Origin of the sequence: Rhodopseudomonas sp., from assembly GCF_036404135.1 — a bacterium.
In the GTDB taxonomy this organism is placed as follows: Bacteria; Pseudomonadota; Alphaproteobacteria; order Rhizobiales; family Xanthobacteraceae; genus Rhodopseudomonas_A.
Window position 1 is genome coordinate 1 of sequence record NZ_DASWPE010000201.1, and the last position, 18,835, is coordinate 18,835.

The following is an 18,835-nucleotide window of genomic DNA, read 5'->3' on the forward strand; positions in this document are numbered from 1 at the left end:
CAGCCATGCATCAGGCGCGGATGGGCCAGCCGGAGCGAATCAGTGATTTGAATTTTGCGGTGTGGAGATCGGGCCATGGCGCGCCGGTCGGCGGCGCTCGAACCGGCTCGCAGCAGGCCGGATGCCGGCCGCCCGCGGAAAAGACGATGGACAACAAAAAGGCCGGCGCAAGCGCCGGCCTTTCCGAGATTAGACGGAAGCTTCGCGAGAAGCTTCGATCAGATCAATACTTCGCCAGGAGCGGTGCGCCGCCCAGGTTGAAGCGGTAGTTCAGGCCAGCCTTGACGGAGTGAACGTCGTTGGTGAAGCCGCCGACAACCAGGCCCGGGGTGATGAAGCTGGTGTTGCCGAAGTTGTAGTACTGGTATTCGATCTTGCCCGACCAGTTCTGGGTGAACAGGTATTCCAGACCGCCACCGACGGTGTAGCCATCGCTCTTGCTGGACACGCCAGCGGCAGCGCCGGTACCGACGATGGTCACAGTGGTGTCGTAGTCGGCGAAGGCATAACCGCCCTTGACGTAGAGCAGCGCCGGACCCCAGGTGTAGCCGATACGGCCGGTCACGGAGCCGAGGCCCTTCTGCTTGTCGCTGAAGGAATAGACGCCGCCGACGACAACCGGATCGGTGCCCTGGTCGAGCCAGCTGTACTGGGCTTCAACACCCAACACCCAGTTCGGAGCGAACTGATAGTCATAGCCGCCCTGCACACCGCCGAGGAACGTGCCATCGCTGCTGCGGGTCGCGCCGGTGCCGATGCTGTCGTCGCCGACGAAGGCGCCGCCGACGTGACCGCCGATGTAGAAGCCGGTCCAGTTGTAGATCGGGGCAGCGACATAGGCCGGGGCCTTGGTGTAGGTGCGGGCGCCGAGGTCGGCGGCGAATGCCGGCACCGTCGCGGCCATGGCGACGAGGGCCACGGTACCAAGCAGGAACTTCTTCATTTCATCTCTCCAGAATTTACTTGCAGAGGAGCCGTCCGTGGCTCCGTCTCACAGAGGCATAAACGCCTTTGTCTAAAAATGCTGTCACCCATAGGCCACAGTGGAATTGGAAGTAACCTTATGAGGGACCTCAAAATTTTGTGCTTAATGGAGCCCTAAACAAACCTTAATGATGCCTTAATTTGTAGCTTTTCCGCTGCCGCTCAACGCGGCATTAACCCTTTTTGCCTGCGCCGAGAGCAGTCTGTCCGGGAAGCCATTGCGATTCATGACCGCGCCGGTTTGCATCTTGTTATGTTATAATATAACATCCGTAACATTCGCCGCTGAGAGGTCCCATGACGCCGCCGCACGACCACCCCCATTTTGATTCCGCCCACCATCACGCTGCCGCGCTGCCGCATCCGTCGCAGTCGCCGCCGTGGTCGATCCTGCGCATGGCGGTGTGGTCGCGGCTCGGCGTCGCGTTCGCCATCAGCGCGCTGTTATGGGCCGCGGTCTTGACGGCGATGCGCTGAGATGGCCGCGCAGCTCTCGTTTCGTAACGTCACGCTGGGATATGACCGTCATCCGGCGGTGCACCATCTCGATGGCGAGGTGGCACCCGGTGCGCTCTTGGCGGTGGTCGGCCCCAACGGCGCCGGCAAGTCGACGCTGTTTCGCGGCATCGTGGGGATTCTCAAGCCGCTGACCGGCGCGATCGAACGCGGCGGGCTCGGCGTCCGCGACATCGCCTATCTGCCGCAGATCGCCGATATCGACCGCAGCTTCCCGATCTCGGTGTTCGATTTCGTCGGCACCGGGCTGTGGCGCCGCACCGGGATGTTCGGCGGTCTCGGCCGGCGCGAGCGCGACGCCATTATCCAGGCGCTGGCGGCGGTCGGGCTCAGCGGCTTCGAGAATCGCACCATCGGCACGCTGTCCGGCGGCCAGATGCAGCGCATCCTGTTCGCCCGCGTGCTGTTGCAGGACGCAAGCGTCATCGTGCTGGACGAGCCGTTCAACGCCATCGACGCCAAGACCGCGGCCGATCTGGTCGGCCTGGTGCGGCGCTGGCACGACGAACAGCGCACCGTGCTGGCGGCGCTGCACGACATGGATCTGGTGCAGGCGCATTTCCCCGAGACCCTGCTGCTGGCGCGCCGCGCGGTGGCGTGGGGCGACACCGCGCAGGTGCTGACTGCGGACAATCTCAACAAGGCGCGGCGGATGTGCGAAGCGTTCGACGACACCGCGGGGGCCTGCGCCGGCGCGGCCACGCGACCGCGGGCCGCCTGACCATGGACACTCTTTATCAAGCGCTGGTCGCGCCGTTCACCGAGTTCGAATTCATGCGCCGGGCGCTGGCCGGCGTGCTGGCGCTGTCGCTCGGCGGCGCGCCGATCGGCGTATTCCTGATGCTGCGGCGGATGTCGCTGGCCGGCGACGCCATGGCGCACGCCATCCTGCCCGGCGCGGCGGTCGGTTTCCTATTGTCGGGGCTCAATCTGTTCGCGATGACGTTCGGCGGATTGATCGCCGGCTTCGCGGTGGCGATCCTGTCCGGCGTGGTGTCGCGCGCCACCGAACTGAAGGAAGACGCCTCGCTGGCGGCGTTCTATCTGGTGTCGCTGGCGCTCGGCGTCACCATCGTCTCGATGAAGGGCAGCAACATCGACCTGTTGCACGTGCTGTTCGGCAACATCCTGGCGATGGACGACCAGACTCTGTTGGTGATCGCCTTCAACGCCACGCTGACGCTGCTGGTGCTGGCGGTGATCTTCCGGCCGCTGGTGATCGAATGCGTCGATCCGGTGTTCCTGCGCAGCGTCAGCCGCGCCGGCGGCCCGGCGCATCTGATCTTTCTGGCGCTGGTGGTGATCAACCTGGTCAACGGCTTCCACGCGCTCGGCACGCTGCTCGCGGTCGGGCTGATGATCCTGCCGGCCGGCATCGCGCGGTTCTGGTCGCGCGACATCACCGGGATGATTCTCATCGCGGTCGCCAGCGCCATGGTCTCCGGCTACGCCGGGCTGGTGCTCTCGTTCCAGACCAAAGTGCCGTCCGGCCCCGCGATCATCCTGATGGCGGCGCTCATCTATCTCGTCTCGGTGCTGTTCGGCTCGGCCGGCGGCATCCTGCGGCGGCTGTTTCCCGGCCGTCATCTCGAAGCCTGAACGGAGACACCATGCGACGATTTTTTCAGACCGCCAGCCTCGTGCTGACCGCCCTCACCGCGACCATCCCAGCGCATGCGCAAGACCGCATCGACGTGGTCGCAAGCTTCTCGATCCTGGAGGATTTCGTCCGCAATGTCGGCGGCGATCGCGTTGCCGTCGCCACCCTGGTCGGCCCGGGCGGCGACGCCCATGTCTATACGCCGACGCCGGCGGACGCCAAGAAGATCACCGACGCCAAGCTCGTGATCATCAACGGGCTCGGCTTCGAGGGCTGGCTGCCGCGGCTGGTGAAATCCTCCGGCGGCAAGGCCGAGATCGCTACCGCGACCAAGGGCATCGCGCCGCGCAAGCTCGACGGCCACGCCGATCCGCATGCCTGGCAGGCGGTGCCCAATGCCAAGATCTACGTCGCCAACATCCGCGACGCGCTGACCGCCGCCGATCCCGCCGGCGCCGACGCCTACCGCGGCAATGCCGCGGCCTATCTGGCCAAGCTCGACGCGCTGGACGGCGAGATTCGCGCCGGCGTGGCGCAGATCCCGCCGGAGCGCCGCAAGGTGATCTCCACCCACGACGCGTTCGGCTATTTCGCCCAGGCCTATGGCTTAGCCTTCATCGCGCCGCAGGGCGTGTCCACCGAATCCGAGGTCAGCGCCAAGGATATCGCCAGCATCATCAAGCAGGTGAAGGCGGAAAAACTGCCCGCGGTGTTCCTGGAAAACATCAGCGACCCGCGCCTGATGCGGCGGATCGCCGCCGAGACCGGCGCCAAGGTCGGCGGTTCGCTGTATTCCGACAGCCTGACCGACGAAAAGGGCGAAGCCCCCACTTACATTGATATGGTCAGGCACAATATAAAGGCGCTGACGAGCGCGCTGACCACCGAGTAAGGGGCACCCCTGGCTCCGGCGCGGCTCAACCAGAATCCCGCCGGAGTCATGATGTCTGAACCCACCGCCGCAAAAATCCCCGTGACCGTGCTGACCGGCTATCTCGGCGCCGGCAAGACCACGCTGTTGAACCGCATCCTGTCGGAAAACCACGGCAAGAAATACGCGGTGATCGTCAATGAATTCGGCGAAATCGGCATCGACAACGACCTGATCATCGGCGCCGATGAAGAAGTGTTCGAGATGAACAACGGCTGCATCTGCTGCACCGTGCGCGGCGATCTGGTGCGCATCCTCGGCGGCCTGATGAAGCGCAAGGGCAAGTTCGACGCCATCATCGTCGAGACGACTGGCTTGGCTGATCCGGCGCCGGTGGCGCAGACCTTCTTCGTCGACGAGGACGTGCAGAACGCAGCCCGGCTCGACGCCGTGGTGACGGTGGCCGACGCCAAATGGCTGAGCGAGCGGCTGAAGGATGCGCCGGAAGCCAAGAACCAGATCGCCTTCGCCGACGTCATCGTGCTGAACAAGACCGATCTCGTCAGCAAGGCCGAACTCGCCGAAGTCGAGGCGCGGATCCGCGCCATCAACCCCTACGCCAAGCTGCATCGCACCGAGCGTTGCCAGGTGGCGCTCGCCGACGTGCTGGAGCGCGGCGCCTTCGACCTCGACCGCATCCTGGAGATCGAGCCGCAGTTCCTCGAAGCCGGCGACGATCACGACCATGATCACCACGATCATGATCATCACCACCATGATCACGACCACGGCCTGAAGCATTACCACGATGAGGACATGCAATCGCTGGCGCTGCACAGCGACAAGCCGGTCGATCCCGCCAAATTCATGCCCTGGCTGCAGCAACTGATCGCCGCCGAGGGCGGCAAGATCCTGCGCTCCAAGGGCATTCTTTCGTTCAGCGGCGACGACGACCGCTACGTGTTTCAGGGCGTGCACATGATGCTGGAAGGCGATCATCAACGCGCCTGGAAGGACGGCGAAGCGCGGCAGAGTCGGCTCGTGTTCATCGGCCGCGACCTGCCCGAGCAGGTGATCCGCGACGGCTTCGAACAATGTCTCGCCGCGTGATGGAAGAGTTCGACCCGGCCGGACCGGCAGACTCCATCGCCTCGGTCACCGACCGGGTCCGCAGCATCGATCTCGGCGGCCCCGCAAGTGCTGCGTATTTTCTCGGCGCGACGCTGGTTGTCGTCGGCGCCGAGGAAACCGTGACGCTGGTCGACGCCGCCTGCGAAACCGCACGCGTCGAGGTCAGCGGCGGCGCGATTCTCTGCGCCGCCAGCGACGGCAAACGGGTGGTGCTCGGCGGCGACGACGGCAAATTGAGCGCCGTCGAAAGCAGTGGCAAACCTGTGGCAATCGCCACCGACCCGAAACGGCGCTGGATCGACAATGTCGCGCTGCATCCGGACGGCGCGGTGGCCTGGTCCGCCGGTAAAATCGCCTTCGTCCGCGGCGCGAAGGGCGAGGACAAGTTTTTCGAGGTGCCTTCGACGGTCGGCGGGCTAGCGTTTGCGCCAAAGGGGATGCGGCTCGCCATCGCGCATTACAACGGCGTGACCTTGTGGTTTCCCAACATGGCGGCGAACGCCGAAATGCTGGAATGGGCCGGCTCGCATCTCGGCGTGGTGTTCAGCCCGGACAACAAATTCCTGGTCACCACGATGCACGAGCCGGCGATGCATGGCTGGAGGCTCGCCGATTCCCAGCACATGCGGATGAGCGGCTATCCCGGGCGGGTGCGCTCGATCTCCTGGACCGCCGGCGGCAAGGGGCTCGCCACCTCGGGCGCCGACAGCGTGATCGTCTGGCCGTTCGCCGCCAAGGACGGGCCGATGGGCAAGCAGCCGGCGATGCTGGCGCCGCTCTCGGCGCGGGTTTCGGCGGTGGCCTGCCATCCCAAGCAGGACATTCTCGCCGCCGGCTATAGCGACGGCACCGTGCTGATGGTGCGGCTCACCGACGGCGCGGAAATCCTGGTGCGCCGCAACGGCAAGGGTGCAGTGTCGGCGCTGGCCTGGAGCAGCAACGGCGCGATGCTGGCGTTTGCCGCCGAGGACGGCGAGGCAGGGCTTCTGACGCTGTAAGGCTGCTGACGCTGTCGGCCGCGGGAACTTTGCCGTTCGGCGCTCGTTGAATCCGGCACATCCGAGTGCAGGCTGATGACGAAGCTCGAAAGGACACGCGCCTTGAAACGGGATTTGGTGCTCGCCGGGTTGATGATCGCGGCGGGACTGACGATCTCCGCAGTGTCGTTTGCGGAACTGGCGAGCCAGCCGAAACTCGCGCAAGCGACACAGCCTTTGCAATCCACACCCGGCGCCGAGACCAAGCCGTCGGCGCCCGCCGAGCCCGGCACCACCGGCGCCCGGCCGCGCGAACTCGCGCCGGAGCCGGCGCGGCCCGACCCCGAGGCGCAGAGTTCGGGCGCAACACCGGCGCTGCCGCCGGCCCCGGCGGAAAAAACCGGCGATCCGATTCCGGCGAAGTAAGCGGGATCAATTCGACGAAATCCATCACCGGCTGACTTCGCCATTGATGTCATTCCGGGGCGCGAGAGCGATAGCTCATGCGAACCCGGAATCTTGCGACAGGCCAGCCGCTTCACGCGCAGCGAGATTCCGGGTTCGCGGGCGGCTCGCGCCGCCCGCGCCCCGGAATGACACCTCTCAGCGCACCAGCACGTTGCGGAACTGCCAGGGGTCGGACGTATCGATGTCTTCCGGGAACAGGCCGGGGCGATCGTTGAGCGGGGTCCAGTCGGTGTAGTAGCCTTTCACCGGGCCGAGATACGGCGTCTGCACTTCCAGGCAGCGGCGGAAATCCAGTTCGTCGGCCTCGACGATGCCGGCTTTGGGATTTTCCAGCGCCCACACCATGCCGGCCAGCACCGCCGACGACACCTGCATGCCGGTGGCGTTCTGATACGGGCAGACCTCGCGGGTTTCCTCGATCGAGAGCTGCGAGCCGTACCAATAGGCGTTCTTGGCGTGGCCGTAGACCAGCACGCCCAACTCGTCGATGCCGTCCTCGATCTCGTTCTCGTCGAGGATGTGCCATTTCGGCTGCATCTTGCCGGTGGCGCCGAACATTTCGTGCAATGACAACACGGCATCGTTGGCCGGGTGATAGGCGTAATGGCAGGTCGGGCGATACACCACGTTCTGGCCGTCGCGCACCGTGAAGTAATCGGCGATCGAGATCGATTCGTTGTGGGTGACCAGGAAGCCGTATTGCGCGCCGGGCGTCGGGCACCAGGAGCGAACGCGGGTGTTGGCGCCGGGCTGCAACAGATAGATCGCCGCACCGCAGCCTTCGGTGTGGGTGCGGCCGTTGTCGGGCATCCAGGTTTCATGGGTGCCCCAGCCGAGCTCGGCCGGCTGCAGGCCTTCGGAGACGAAGCCCTCGACCGACCAGGTGTTGACGAACACGTTGATCGGCTTCGGCTTCTTCGAACGCTGGGTATCGCGCTCGGCGATGTGGATGCCCTTGACGCCGAGCTTCTGCGCCAATTGCCCCCAGCCTTCGCGGCTCTTCGGCTCATTGATCTCGAGGCCGGTGTCCTTGGCGATATCCAAGAGCGCCTGCTTGACGAACCACGACACCATGCCGGGATTGGCGCCGCAGGTGGAGACCGCGGTGGTGGCGCCCGCGCCGGCCTTGGCCTTGGCGGCCAGCAAGGTCTCGCGCAGCGCGTAGTTGGAGCGCTTTTCCGGGCCGGCGCTCTTGTCGAAGTAGAAGCCCAGCCACGGCTCGACCACGGTGTCGATGTAGAGCGCGCCGATCTCCTGGCACATCGTCATGATGTCGACCGAGGAGGTGTCGACCGACAGGTTGACGCAGAAGCCCTGGCCGCCGCCTTCGGTGAGCAGCGGAATCAGCAGTTCGCGATAATTGTCTTTGGTCACCGCCGACTTGATGAAGCGCACATTGTGCTGCTTGGCCAGCTCGCCGTCCTCGTGCGGATCGATGATGACGAAGCGCTCTTTGTCATACTCGAAGTGCCGCTCGATCAAAGGCAGCGTGCCTTTGCCGATCGAGCCGAAGCCGATCATCACGATGGGGCCGGAAATCTTGGCGTGGATCTTGGCGGCGGGGGCGGGCATTGGCGAAATCTCCAGGGATAAAAACAGGCCGGCGACGCGATCGTCGCCGGCGCAGGACAGGAATAGGGGGAAGGCTCAGGCCTGGCGGCGTTTGGCGGTGACTTCGATTTCGATCTTCATCTCCGGCTTGAACAAGGCCGCCACCGTGACGATGGTGCAGGCCGGACGGATTTCGCTGAGATGCTCGCCGCACACCGCAAACACCGCGTCGGCGTCCTTCGGATCGGTGATGTAGTAGGTGGCGCGCACCAGATCGGCCAGCGCGAAGCCAGCTTCCTCGAGCACGCCCTCGATGGTCTTGAACGCGTTCTGTGTCTGCGCCGTGACACCCTCCGGCAGCGTCATGGTGGCGTAGTCGAAGCCGGTGGTGCCGGAGACGAAGGCGAAATCGCCGTCGACCACGGCGCGGCTGTAGCCGGCGGTCTTTTCGAAGGGCGATCCGGTGGAAATCAGGCGACGGGACATTGCGTTGACCTTGCAGCAGGAGCGTGACGGGTTGCGGTCAGGCAATGCCGTGTCTGCGCCGCCAAATCAAGCTGGCGATCGGGCTATTTTCCGCCGGCGCCTGGCAATGCCGAAAACCCGCTGATTCTGCCGGTCAGGAACGCTCCGACACCGGCCCGCGGCGCCGCGTCAGCACGTCGATGACGATCTCGATCACCAGCAGGATCAGGATGATGGTGGTGATCGCCGGCCGGGTCTCGCGGCGGCTGCGCACTACGACATGCTCGCAGCACAGCTCGGCATCGATCGTGTCCAGGACCTCAAGACTTCGCGCCATCACGCCGCCCGCCGCAGTTGGCGACGACCGGCGCGCGCCGGCTTGCCGAGGCCGGCCGGCGCCCCGGTCGGAACGATCAGCCCGGCCGCGCCGTCGAGCGCGTCGGCGCGCAATTCCAGGCCAAGCAGCCGGGAGCGCTCAAACGGACCGGGCAGCGACAGCGCCTCGGCGAGATCGCGGGTGAAGCCGAAACGGGCGTAATACGGTTCGTCGCCGAGCAGGATTACCGCGCCGTGGCCGAGCGCCTTGGCGGCGGCCAGCGCGTGCCGCATCAACGACGCGCCAATGCCGAGCGCGCGCGCTGATGGGTCGACCGCCAGCGGACCCAGCACCAGCGCCGGCCGGCCGCCAGCATCGACGTGCCACAGCCGCACCGTGCCGACCAGCCGGCCGCGATGCATCGCCGAAAAGGCGAGGCCCTTGGCGGGCAGCCGGCCGTCGCGCAGCCGCTGGCAGGTGCGGGCGTTGCGGCCCGCGCCGAAGCAGGCGTCGAGCAGCGCTTCGCGCGCCGCGACGTCACTGGCGCGCTCGGCGCGGATCGCGACGGCGGCTTCGGAAGGCGCGGCGGCAAGCGTGGTCAATGCGGTCATGGCGGTCCAGTCCCCACTCCGGGACGACGTTGGGTGAAAGCGGGGAATCCGCCGAGCCTTGCGATTTGGAAGGCGCCAACGATCGTTGGCCGGCTTCGTTCCCGCAGCCCAGCGTCCCGCCTCGCCAACGCGGCGCGGCGTGTTGTCATCCGGATGGAAGGTGACGGGATGGGAGCCGGCACACCGGCTCCCGATTTTCTTGCTCCCTCCCCCGTTTACGAGGGAGGGCTGGGGTGGAGGCGAAACGCGTAGTTCCCCCACCCGGCCTCCCCCGCAAGCGGGGGAGGTGAAGAAGACGACCTCAGATGTGGTAGGTCCGCAACGGCGGGAAACCGTTGAAGGCCACCGACGAGTAGGTCGACGTATATGCGCCGGTGCCTTCGATCAGCAGCTTGTCGCCGATCTCGAGCGTCACCGGCAGCGGATACGGCAGCTTCTCGTACATCACGTCGGCCGAATCGCAGGTCGGGCCGGCGAGCACGCAGGGCATCATCTCCGCGCCGTCGTGACGGGAGCGGATCGCGTAGCGGATCGATTCGTCCATCGTCTCGGCGAGACCGCCGAACTTGCCGATGTCGAGATAGACCCAGCGGGTGTCGTCGTCGTCGCTCTTGGTGGAGATCAGAACGACTTCGGTCTCGATGATGCCGGCATTGCCGACCATGCCGCGGCCCGGCTCGATGATGGTCTCCGGAATCGCGTTGCCGAAATGCTTGCGCAGCGCCCGGAAGATCGAACGGCCGTACTGCACCACCGCCGGCACTTCCTTCAGATACTTGGTCGGGAAGCCGCCGCCCATGTTGACCATCGACAGGTTGATGCCGCGCTCGGCGCAGTCGCGGAACACGCTCGACGCCATCGCCAGCGCACGATCCCACGCCTTCACCTTGCGCTGCTGCGAACCGACATGGAACGAGATGCCATAGGGTTCGAGGCCAAGACGCTTGGCGAGGTCGAGCACGTCGACCGCCATCTCCGGATCGCAGCCGAACTTCCGCGAAAGCGGCCATTCGGCACCGGCGCAATCATAGAGAATGCGGCAGAACACGCGGGCGCCGGGCGCGGCACGGGCGATCTTCTCGACTTCCGCGGTGCAATCCACCGAGAACAGCCGAATCCCGAGCGCGAAGGCGCGGCCGATGTCGCGTTCCTTCTTGATGGTGTTGCCGAACGAGATGCGGTCGGGCGTGGCGCCGGCATCCAGCGCCATCTGGATCTCCTGCACCGAGGCGCAGTCGAAGCACGAGCCCATCGAGGCCAGCAGCGACAGCACTTCCGGCGCCGGATTGGCCTTCACGGCATAGAACACCCGGCTGTCCGGCAGCGCCCGGGCAAAGCTCTGAAAGTTGTCGCGCACGACTTCGAGATCGACGACCAGGCACGGCTCGATGTCCTGGCCTTCGTTGCGGCGCGCGCGGAGGAATTCCTGAATGCGTTCGGTCATAGCACGCTCCCAAACGGCCCAGCGACGGGCTCGTTCAAACCAAAACGTCTGATCCGAGCGCGATAGACCCGACGCGCGATGGAGGCGCGACGAGCCAATGAGCTCAGACAAACTGTGCTGCCGTGGAGTGGTTGGGAGATGCTCCCGCCCGCACACCTGGCAATGAAGGACAAGCCTCTTCGGTATTCGCGCCGGCTGGTGGAAAGCCGGCAGAGACCAAAAAAGCCCGATCCGTCGTTGCTTTAAGTCGCGTCCCTCGTTGAGAGCGAGGTGCGCCGGTTCGCCTCCGGCTGCCAGTCACGGTTGCAAGGGGTAAAGTCACCTTCAACGGCATCCCTTGAGAGAGATGCTGGCGGCTTGATCTCACGCGAGTAAGATTTTGCGACCCTCGGCTTCTTCATCCCTTGGCGGCTGTCCGGCCTCTTGTCCGGATACCTACCGACTGACACACGACCACAGGCACGTGCGAAATTGGGCAAGACCGGAGATAGGTGCTTTAGTCCGGCACCGCAAGATTTTTTTCGCCCGAACGCGAAATTTCCCCGACACGGCGGCGCAGCGTTGCGCGCAAGCCACGAAAGTCGCCTCGAACATGAACGGATGTTCAAAGTACTTAACGTGGGGTGAAGGAAAGTCCGCGCCGAGCAGCGGTTTCTCGCAACGCCGCGGGCGCGGCGGGCCGCTAAGCGCGGCGGGTGAGCGCGCCTAAGCGCGCCTGGTAAACGGCTCGACGTGGTGGGCGTGGCGGACAAACGCCACCATGATCACGACGCCGATCACGAACAGCACCACCTGCACGATATGCGCGGCGGTGTCGTTGAGGCCGAACAGGATGGCGAGCGCCCAGCCGCCGGCGAACGCCGCGCCGAACACCTCGGCCCCGATCAAAATCGCGGCACTGAACACCGTGACCACGGTCGACCACACGATCCGGCGCGGGCCGGTCGGGGCGTTGCGGGGGCCTTGGGCTGCGGGCGGCTTGCTCATCGCGGAAAGATCCTGTTGCGGCGGCAATCTCTCTGAAAAACCCCGCTGCGGCAAGCCGCAAACGCGGTTAAAGGCTCAAAAAAGCCCGATCGCATGTTATATGTCGCGGCGTAACTTCCCCTTGAAGCAGGACCTTTCGATGCCAGATTCCGCGGTCGCGCCGGCGCCTTCCGACAGCCTCGACAATCCCCTGCTGCAGGCCTGGCTGACGCCCTTCGAGACCCCGCCGTTCGAACAGATCGCGCCGCAGCACTTCCTGCCGGCGTTCGAGCAGGCCTTCGCCGATCACACCGCCGAGATCGCGGCGATCACCAACGATCCATCGGCGCCGGATTTCGCCAACACCATCACCGCGCTGGAACGCTCCGGCCGGCTGTTGAACCGGGTCGCCGCGGTGTTCTACGATCTGGTGTCGGCGGATTCCAATCCGGCGCTCCTGGAGATCGACACCGAAGTGTCGCAGCGGATGGCGCGGCACTGGAATCCGATCATGATGAACGCCGCGCTGTTCGGCCGGATCGCGCTATTATACGGGCTGCGCTCCAAGCTCGAGCTGTCCGCGGAGCAGCTGCGGCTGTTGGAGCGCACCTACACCCGCTTCCACCGCGCCGGCGCCGGGCTCGACGCCAAGGCCAAGGCGCGGATGGCCGCGATCAACGAACGGCTGGCCGAACTCGGCACCGCGTTCAGCCATCATCTGCTCGGCGACGAGCAGGACTGGGTGATGCAGCTCGGCGAGGACGATTGCGCCGGGCTGTCCGACAGCTTCGTCGCCGCCGCCAAGGCCGCCGCCGCCGAGCGCGGGCTGCAAGGCAAGGCGGTGGTGACGCTGTCGCGCTCCTCGGTCGAGCCGTTCCTGAAGTCGTCGACCCGGCGCGATTTGCGCGAAAAGGTCTACAAGGCGTTCACCGCGCGCGGCAACAACGGCAACGCCAACGACAACATCGCGGTGATCAGCGAGATCCTGCAACTGCGCGAGGAGACCGCCAAGCTGCTCGGCTTTGCCAGCTTCGCCGAATACCGGCTGGAAGATTCCATGGCCAAGACCCCGCAGGCGGTGCGCGGGCTGTTGGAACGGGTGTGGAAGCCGGCGCGCGCCCGCGCCTTGGCGGATCGCGACGCGCTGCAGCAATTGGTCGCCGAGGACGGCGGCAACTTCAAATTGGCCGCCTGGGACTGGCGCTATTACGCCGAAAAGCTCAGGCAGCGCCGCGCCAATTTCGACGACGCCGCGATCAAGCCGTATCTCGCGCTCGACAACATGATCGATGCCGCCTTCGACACCGCGACCAAGCTGTTCGGCGTCAAGTTCAGCGAACGCAAGGACGTGCCGGTGTGGCATCCCGACGTCCGGGTCTGGGAGGTGTTCGACGCCGCAGGCACCCACAAGGGGCTGTTCTACGGCGACTACTTTGCGCGGCCCTCGAAGCGCTCCGGCGCCTGGATGACCTCGCTGCGCGACCAGCAGAAGCTCGACGGCGTCGTGGCGCCGCTGATCATCAACGTCTGCAACTTCGCCAAGGGCAATAACGGCGAGCCGGCGCTGCTGTCGCCGGACGACGCCCGCACCCTGTTCCACGAATTCGGCCACGGGTTGCACGGCATGCTGTCCGACGTGGTGTATCCGTCGTTGTCCGGCACCGCGGTGTTCACCGACTTCGTCGAATTGCCGTCGCAGCTCTACGAGCATTGGCAGGAGCAGCCGCAGGTGCTGCGGCAATTCGCCAAGCATTACCAGACCGGCGAGCCGTTGCCCGACGATCTGTTGCAGCGCTTTCTCGCGGCGCGCAAATTCAACCAGGGCTTCGCCACCGTGGAATTCGTCTCCTCGGCGCTGCTCGACCTGGAATTTCACACCCAGCCGGCCTCCGCGATCGGCGACATCGCCGATTTCGAACGCCGCGAGCTGGAAAAGATCGGCATGCCGGAGGAAATCGCGATGCGGCACCGGCCGACCCAGTTCGGCCACATCTTTTCCGGCGATCACTATGCCTCGGGCTATTACAGCTACATGTGGAGCGAGGTGATGGACGCCGACGCCTTCGGCGCGTTCGAGGAGGCCGGCGACATCTTCGATTCCAAGGTCGCCAAGCGGCTGCATGACGACATCTACGCCGCCGGCGGCGCGCGCGACCCGGAGGTCGCCTATGTCGCGTTCCGCGGCCGCCCTCCGGAGCCCGACGCGCTGTTGCGCCGCCGCGGGCTGCTCGACACGCCCGAGGCGGCGTAAGATGGCCGACCTCTCCCCGCGCGCGGCAGGGCAATCGCATATGAAAGTTTGCGCCGGCTGCGATGATCACCCTCCCCTGGAGGGGGAGGGTCGCTCGCGCAGCGAGCGGGGTGGGGTGGCGAAGAACTCATCCGCCGTGCTTGAGGCTCACCCCACCCCGGCGGGCACCGCGCTTCGCGCGGGACCCGCCGACCCTCCCCCTCCAGGGGAGGGTGAAGAGCGCGCCGAGGCAATAGCTCGCGAAAATCCATATGCGATTCCCCTGCCGCGCGCGGGGAGAGGTGAAGTCCGCGCTTCGGTGCACTGGCGTGGACTGCATCGCTTCGCCACTGCGCTCACCGCGGTGACCAGAGCGGTGCTATGCCTTGGCTTTCTCGCGCTCGGCATCACCGTCGCAGAGGCCCACCCGCATGTCTGGATCACTGCGCATAGCGATCTGGTCTATGCCCCGGACGGCAGCATCAGCGGCGTGCGCCACACCTGGACCTTCGACGACATGTTCTCGACGTACGCGCTGCAGGGCATCGAGACCAAGACCAAGGGCGTCTATAGCCGCGACGACCTCGCGCCGCTGGCGCAGACCAACGTCGAATCGCTGAAGGAATTCGGTTTCTTCACCTTCGCCAAGGCCGACGGCAAGAAGCAGAGATTCCTCGAGCCGGTCGATTACTACCTAGTCTACGACAAGACCGCGCTGACGCTGCACTTCACGCTGCCGCTGAAAACCCCGGTGAAGAGCCGGGAGCTGGCGGTCGAGGTGTTCGACCCGTCGTATTTCATCGACTTCACCTTCGACGACAAGGACCCGGTCAAGCTGGTCGGCGCGCCAGCCGGCTGCGCCGTAAGCTTTCAACGCCCCAATGACGGCACCGCCAACGCCGCCCGGCTCGGAGAACAGAACTTCATGAATGGCGACAATTCGAATTACGGCGCGATGTTCGCCAACAAGATCATGGTCAGTTGCCCGTAATGGCCCGCTCCCGTATCGCCGCCATCGCGCGCGGCCTCGTGATCTGCGCCGCGGTGCTGACGCTGGCGCCCTTGATCGATGCCGGGCTGAGCCACGCGCTGGCGCAAAACCCGTTCGGCGGACCGCGACCGGAGGCCGCCCCGCAGCTCGGCGGCGTGGTCGGCTGGCTGCTGGAACAGCAGTCACAATTCTATCGCCAGATGTCGGCGACGATCCGTGCTGCGAAATCCGACGGCAGCGCGGTCTGGACGCTGCTGGCGATCTCGTTCGCCTATGGCATCTTCCACGCCGCCGGGCCCGGCCACGGCAAGGCGGTGATCTCGTCCTATCTGGTCGCCAACGAGGAGACCGCGCGGCGCGGCATCGTGCTGTCGTTCGTCTCGGCGCTGTTGCAGGCGCTGGTCGCGGTCATCGTGGTCGGGATCTGCGCCTGGCTGCTCAACGCCACCGCCAAGACGATGTGCGGCGCTGAACGGGTGATTGAAATCGCCAGCTACGCGCTGATCGCGGCGTTCGGCGCGCGGCTGGTGTGGAGCAAGGGCGGCGGCTTCTTTCGCGCGCTGCGGGCGCGTCGCGCCGCGTCGCCGGCCTTCGCGCTCGCACCCGCCGCGGTGCAGCATCACCACCGCGCCCACCACGACGCGACGCACACGCATGCGCATCAGGCCCATGCTGAGCTTGCGCACGGTGACACGCACGACCACCGGCACGACCATGACGATCACCACCACCATGACCATGGCGGTCCCGGACACGTCCATGACGCGCATTGCGGGCATGCCCATGGTCCGGAGCCGGAGGAACTCGCCGGCCCCGGCGGCTGGCGGCGCGGCTTCGGCGCGATTGTCGCGGTGGGCCTGCGGCCGTGCTCCGGTGCGATCCTGGTTCTGGTGTTCGCACTTGCACAGGGCATGTTCTGGGCCGGCGTCGCCGCCACTTTCGCGATGGGCATCGGCACCGCGATCACGGTGGCGGCCATCGCCAGCCTCGCGGTTTCGGCCAAGGGCCTGGCGCGACGCCTCGCCGCGGGGCGCGACGGCGGCGGAGCATTGATCATGCGCGGCGTGGAATTCAGCGCGGCCGGGCTGGTGCTGCTGTTCGGCCTCGGGCTGTTACTGGGCTATGTAGCCGCAGAGCGGGTGACCTGCCTATGAGTAAGGCTCGATTTCGGCGAATGTTGCCTTATCTTGACAACATTATGCCAACGCGCGAAGCCAACCGTCTCATGACAGTCATTGTTCCCATTCACGGCACTGAGACCGTTGCCGATCAGGCGCCGGAACGGGTCGGCGTGCTGTTGGTCAATCTCGGCACGCCGGACAGCGCCGACACCAAAGGGGTGCGCGACTATCTGCGCGAGTTCCTGTCGGATCCGCGGGTCATCGAGAACCAGGGCGTGGTCTGGAAGCTGGCGCTCAACGGCCTGATCCTGCGCACCCGGCCGGCGCGCAAGGCGCGTGATTATCAGAAGATCTGGAACAATGACGCCAACGAATCGCCGCTGAAGACCATCACCCGCGGGCAGTCGCGCAAACTCGCGGCGACGCTGACCGGCCGCGAGCATATCGTGGTCGATTGGGCGATGCGCTACGGCAACCCGTCGATGCGCTCGCGGATCGACGCTTTGGTCGAGCAAGGCTGCCGCCGGCTGTTGGTGGTGCCGCTGTATCCGCAATATTCCGCCGCGACCTCGGCCACGGTGTGCGATCAGGCGTTCCGGGTGCTCAGCGAGATGCGGGCGCAGCCGACGCTGCGGGTGACGCCGCCGTATTATCGCGACGACGCCTATATCGACGCGCTGGCGAATTCGATCACCAGTCATCTGGCGACGCTGCCGTTCGAGCCCGAACGCATCGTCGCCTCGTTCCACGGCATGCCGCAGGCCTATATCAACAAGGGCGATCCCTACCAGTCGCATTGCATCGCCACCGTCGACGCGTTGCGCCAGCGCATGGGGCTCGACGACAACCGCCTGCTGCTGACCTTCCAGTCGCGGTTCGGCTTCGACCAGTGGCTGCAGCCCTACACCGACAAGACCATCGAACAGCTCGGCAAGGACGGCGTCCGCCGGCTCGCGGTGGTGATGCCGGGCTTCGCCGCCGACTGCCTGGAGACGCTGGAAGAGATCGCGCAGGAAAACGCCGAGATTTTCGTGAAAAATGGCGGCGAACAGTTCACCGCGGTGCCCTGCCTCAACGACAGCGACGGCGGCATCAGCGTGATCCGGCAAGTGGTGCTGCGCGAACTCGAAGGCTGGCTGTAGGCCGGGGTGCCGTTGTCGCCCGCGCGTAAAAGAAAATCCTTCTGCGAGCACTGACTTCACCTCTCCCCGCTTGCGGGGAGAGGTCGACCCGGCGTAGCGCCAGCGAAGCCGGGTCGGGTGAGGGGGCGCCCGAGTTTTTCCGCGACGCCCCCTCACCCGGCGCGACAAGCTTCGCTTGTCACGCCACCCTCTCCCCGCAAGCGGGGAGAGGGACGTCTGTCGCACCGCTTCGATTTGATCGCTTTTTGCGTGAGAGTGTTCGACAATCGCCGTCCTGTTGCAGTCGAACCTTCCATCTGATGCCGGCGACCACAGGCGTGCGCGGCGTGCCGATCCCGGCCGCCCTCCCTGTCCGCCGCGAGGAGACACCCATGATTTCGTTCAGCGGTTTCGACGTGTTTTCGATCGCGCTTGTGGTGCTGGTCATTCTCACGCTGTTCGCCGGCGTCAAGACCGTGCCGCAGGGCTTCGACTGGACCATCGAACGGTTCGGCAAATTCACCCGCACGCTGTCGCCGGGGCTCAACCTGATCATCCCGTTTTTCGACCGGGTCGGCCGCAAGGTCAACATGATGGAGCAGGTGATCGCGATCCCCGAGCAGGAGGTGATCACCAAGGACAACGCCACCGTGACGGTGGACGGCGTCGCGTTCTATCAGGTGTTCGACGCCGCCAAGGCGAGCTACGAAGTCTCCGACCTCAACCAGGCGATCATCGTACTGACCATGACCAACATCCGTTCGGTGATGGGCGCGATGGATCTCGACCAGGTGCTGTCGCATCGCGACGAGATCAACGAGCGGCTGTTGCGGGTGGTCGACGCCGCGGTGTCGCCCTGGGGCCTCAAGGTCAACCGTATCGAGATCAAGGACATCGTGCCGCCGGCCGATCTGGTCGAGGCGATGGGCCGGCAGATGAAGGCCGAACGCGTCAAGCGCGCCGACATCCTGCAGGCCGAAGGCCAGCGGCAGTCGGAAATCCTTCGCGCCGAAGGAGCAAAACAAGGCCAGATCCTGCAGGCCGAGGGCCGCCGCGAAGCCGCGTTCCGCGACGCCGAGGCGCGCGAGCGCTCCGCCGAGGCCGAGGCCAAGGCAACCCAGATGGTCTCCGAGGCCATTGCCAAAGGCGACGTCGCGGCGTTGAACTACTTTATCGCCGACAAGTACATCAAAGCGTTCGGCCAGTTGGCGGATTCACCAAATCAGAAGATCATCATGTTGCCGATCGAAGCGATGAGTATACTTGGATCGCTGGCCGGCATCGGCGAGATCGCCAAGGCGACGTTCGGCGAAACCGCGGCAACGCAAGCCGCGGCGCGGAGCAGTTCGGTGCCGCCGAGCGGCGGCTCGGCGGCGAGCCCGGCGACGCCGCCGCGCTGAGCGCGACGCGACGGCTCGTGAGCATCGTCCGATCGCGGGATGCTTCGGGCGAAATGTTTGCGGCGAGATTAT

At 65.6% G+C, this 18,835-nt stretch carries 20 protein-coding genes; 13 read left to right on the plus strand and 7 right to left on the minus strand.

The features are described from left to right. On the plus strand, positions 1-269 hold a 269-nt coding region (locus tag VGC77_RS22110), incomplete at its 5' end, for a hypothetical protein (protein WP_331173707.1). Here VGC77_RS22110 and VGC77_RS22115 read toward each other — a convergent pair. Next, a complete protein-coding gene (locus VGC77_RS22115; protein WP_331173708.1) occupies positions 224-943 on the minus strand; it encodes an outer membrane protein in 720 nt (239 codons plus the stop codon). The genes VGC77_RS22110 and VGC77_RS22115 overlap by 46 nt on opposite strands. 338 nt (positions 944-1,281) lie before the next feature. Here VGC77_RS22115 and VGC77_RS22120 point away from each other — a divergent pair, with 338 nt between their 5' ends. The 7 genes from VGC77_RS22120 to VGC77_RS22150 all read left to right on the plus strand — a co-directional run bounded on the left by VGC77_RS22120 (position 1,282) and on the right by VGC77_RS22150 (position 6,505). Continuing rightward, entirely contained in the window at positions 1,282-1,461 is a 180-nt protein-coding gene (locus tag VGC77_RS22120; protein ID WP_331173709.1) for a hypothetical protein, read from the plus strand. A gap of 1 nt (position 1,462) precedes the next feature. After that, a complete protein-coding gene (locus VGC77_RS22125) occupies positions 1,463-2,221 on the plus strand; it encodes an ABC transporter ATP-binding protein (RefSeq protein ID WP_331173710.1) in 759 nt (252 codons plus the stop codon). 2 nt (positions 2,222-2,223) lie between these two features. After that, complete coding sequence (locus tag VGC77_RS22130; protein ID WP_331173711.1) at positions 2,224-3,099, plus strand: metal ABC transporter permease; 876 nt, start codon at positions 2,224-2,226, stop codon at positions 3,097-3,099. Between the two features lie 11 nt (positions 3,100-3,110). Next, positions 3,111-3,992: a metal ABC transporter substrate-binding protein gene (locus tag VGC77_RS22135; RefSeq protein ID WP_331173712.1), complete on the plus strand. Its 882-nt coding sequence runs from the start codon at positions 3,111-3,113 to the stop codon at positions 3,990-3,992. A 51-nt stretch (positions 3,993-4,043) separates the two neighbouring features. After that, positions 4,044-5,081 (plus strand): GTP-binding protein, encoded by a 1,038-nt coding sequence (locus VGC77_RS22140; protein WP_331173713.1) that lies wholly within the window; start codon positions 4,044-4,046, stop codon positions 5,079-5,081. Continuing rightward, positions 5,081-6,100, plus strand: coding sequence for a WD40 repeat domain-containing protein (locus VGC77_RS22145; RefSeq protein WP_331173756.1), 1,020 nt, complete (start codon positions 5,081-5,083; stop codon positions 6,098-6,100). The genes VGC77_RS22140 and VGC77_RS22145 overlap by 1 nt, the downstream gene beginning before the upstream one ends. Positions 6,101-6,202: 102 nt before the next feature. Then, positions 6,203-6,505, plus strand: a complete 303-nt coding sequence (locus VGC77_RS22150) for a hypothetical protein (protein ID WP_414709709.1) — start codon at positions 6,203-6,205, stop codon at positions 6,503-6,505. Between the two features lie 177 nt (positions 6,506-6,682). Here the strand turns inward: VGC77_RS22150 and VGC77_RS22155 are convergent, their stop codons facing one another. The 6 genes from VGC77_RS22155 to VGC77_RS22180 form a co-directional block, all read right to left on the minus strand. Then, positions 6,683-8,119, minus strand: coding sequence for a homospermidine synthase (locus VGC77_RS22155; protein WP_331173715.1), 1,437 nt, complete (start codon positions 8,117-8,119; stop codon positions 6,683-6,685). A gap of 75 nt (positions 8,120-8,194) precedes the next feature. Continuing rightward, entirely contained in the window at positions 8,195-8,584 is a 390-nt protein-coding gene (locus tag VGC77_RS22160; protein WP_331173716.1) for a RidA family protein, read from the minus strand. Between the two features lie 133 nt (positions 8,585-8,717). Next, positions 8,718-8,900, minus strand: coding sequence for a hypothetical protein (locus VGC77_RS22165; RefSeq protein WP_331173717.1), 183 nt, complete (start codon positions 8,898-8,900; stop codon positions 8,718-8,720). Then, positions 8,900-9,490, minus strand: coding sequence for an N-acetyltransferase (locus VGC77_RS22170; RefSeq protein WP_331173718.1), 591 nt, complete (start codon positions 9,488-9,490; stop codon positions 8,900-8,902). Before VGC77_RS22170 ends, VGC77_RS22165 begins: the two co-directional genes overlap by 1 nt. Before the next feature lie 301 nt (positions 9,491-9,791). Next, positions 9,792-10,934 (minus strand): type III PLP-dependent enzyme, encoded by a 1,143-nt coding sequence (locus VGC77_RS22175; protein ID WP_331173719.1) that lies wholly within the window; start codon positions 10,932-10,934, stop codon positions 9,792-9,794. Positions 10,935-11,639: 705 nt separating this feature from the next. Further along, positions 11,640-11,921 (minus strand): hypothetical protein, encoded by a 282-nt coding sequence (locus VGC77_RS22180; protein ID WP_331173720.1) that lies wholly within the window; start codon positions 11,919-11,921, stop codon positions 11,640-11,642. Between the two features lie 139 nt (positions 11,922-12,060). Between VGC77_RS22180 and VGC77_RS22185 the strand changes: the two genes are divergently transcribed. The 5 genes from VGC77_RS22185 (at position 12,061) to VGC77_RS22205 (ending at position 18,763) form a co-directional block, all read left to right on the plus strand. After that, complete coding sequence (locus tag VGC77_RS22185; protein ID WP_331173721.1) at positions 12,061-14,151, plus strand: M3 family metallopeptidase; 2,091 nt, start codon at positions 12,061-12,063, stop codon at positions 14,149-14,151. A gap of 343 nt (positions 14,152-14,494) precedes the next feature. Next, positions 14,495-15,121 carry a DUF1007 family protein gene (locus VGC77_RS22190; protein WP_331173757.1) on the plus strand — a complete coding sequence of 209 codons (627 nt, stop codon included), beginning with the start codon at positions 14,495-14,497 and terminating at the stop codon, positions 15,119-15,121. Further along, positions 15,121-16,275, plus strand: a complete 1,155-nt coding sequence (locus VGC77_RS22195; RefSeq protein WP_331173722.1) for a nickel/cobalt transporter — start codon at positions 15,121-15,123, stop codon at positions 16,273-16,275. Before VGC77_RS22190 ends, VGC77_RS22195 begins: the two co-directional genes overlap by 1 nt. Before the next feature lie 71 nt (positions 16,276-16,346). After that, entirely contained in the window at positions 16,347-17,384 is a 1,038-nt protein-coding gene (gene hemH, locus VGC77_RS22200; RefSeq protein WP_331173723.1) for a ferrochelatase, read from the plus strand. Positions 17,385-17,755: 371 nt separating this feature from the next. After that, the gene (locus VGC77_RS22205; protein WP_331173724.1) at positions 17,756-18,763 is read left to right on the plus strand and encodes an SPFH domain-containing protein; all 1,008 of its coding nucleotides are present in this window, start codon (positions 17,756-17,758) and stop codon (positions 18,761-18,763) included. Positions 18,764-18,835 lie beyond the last annotated feature (72 nt).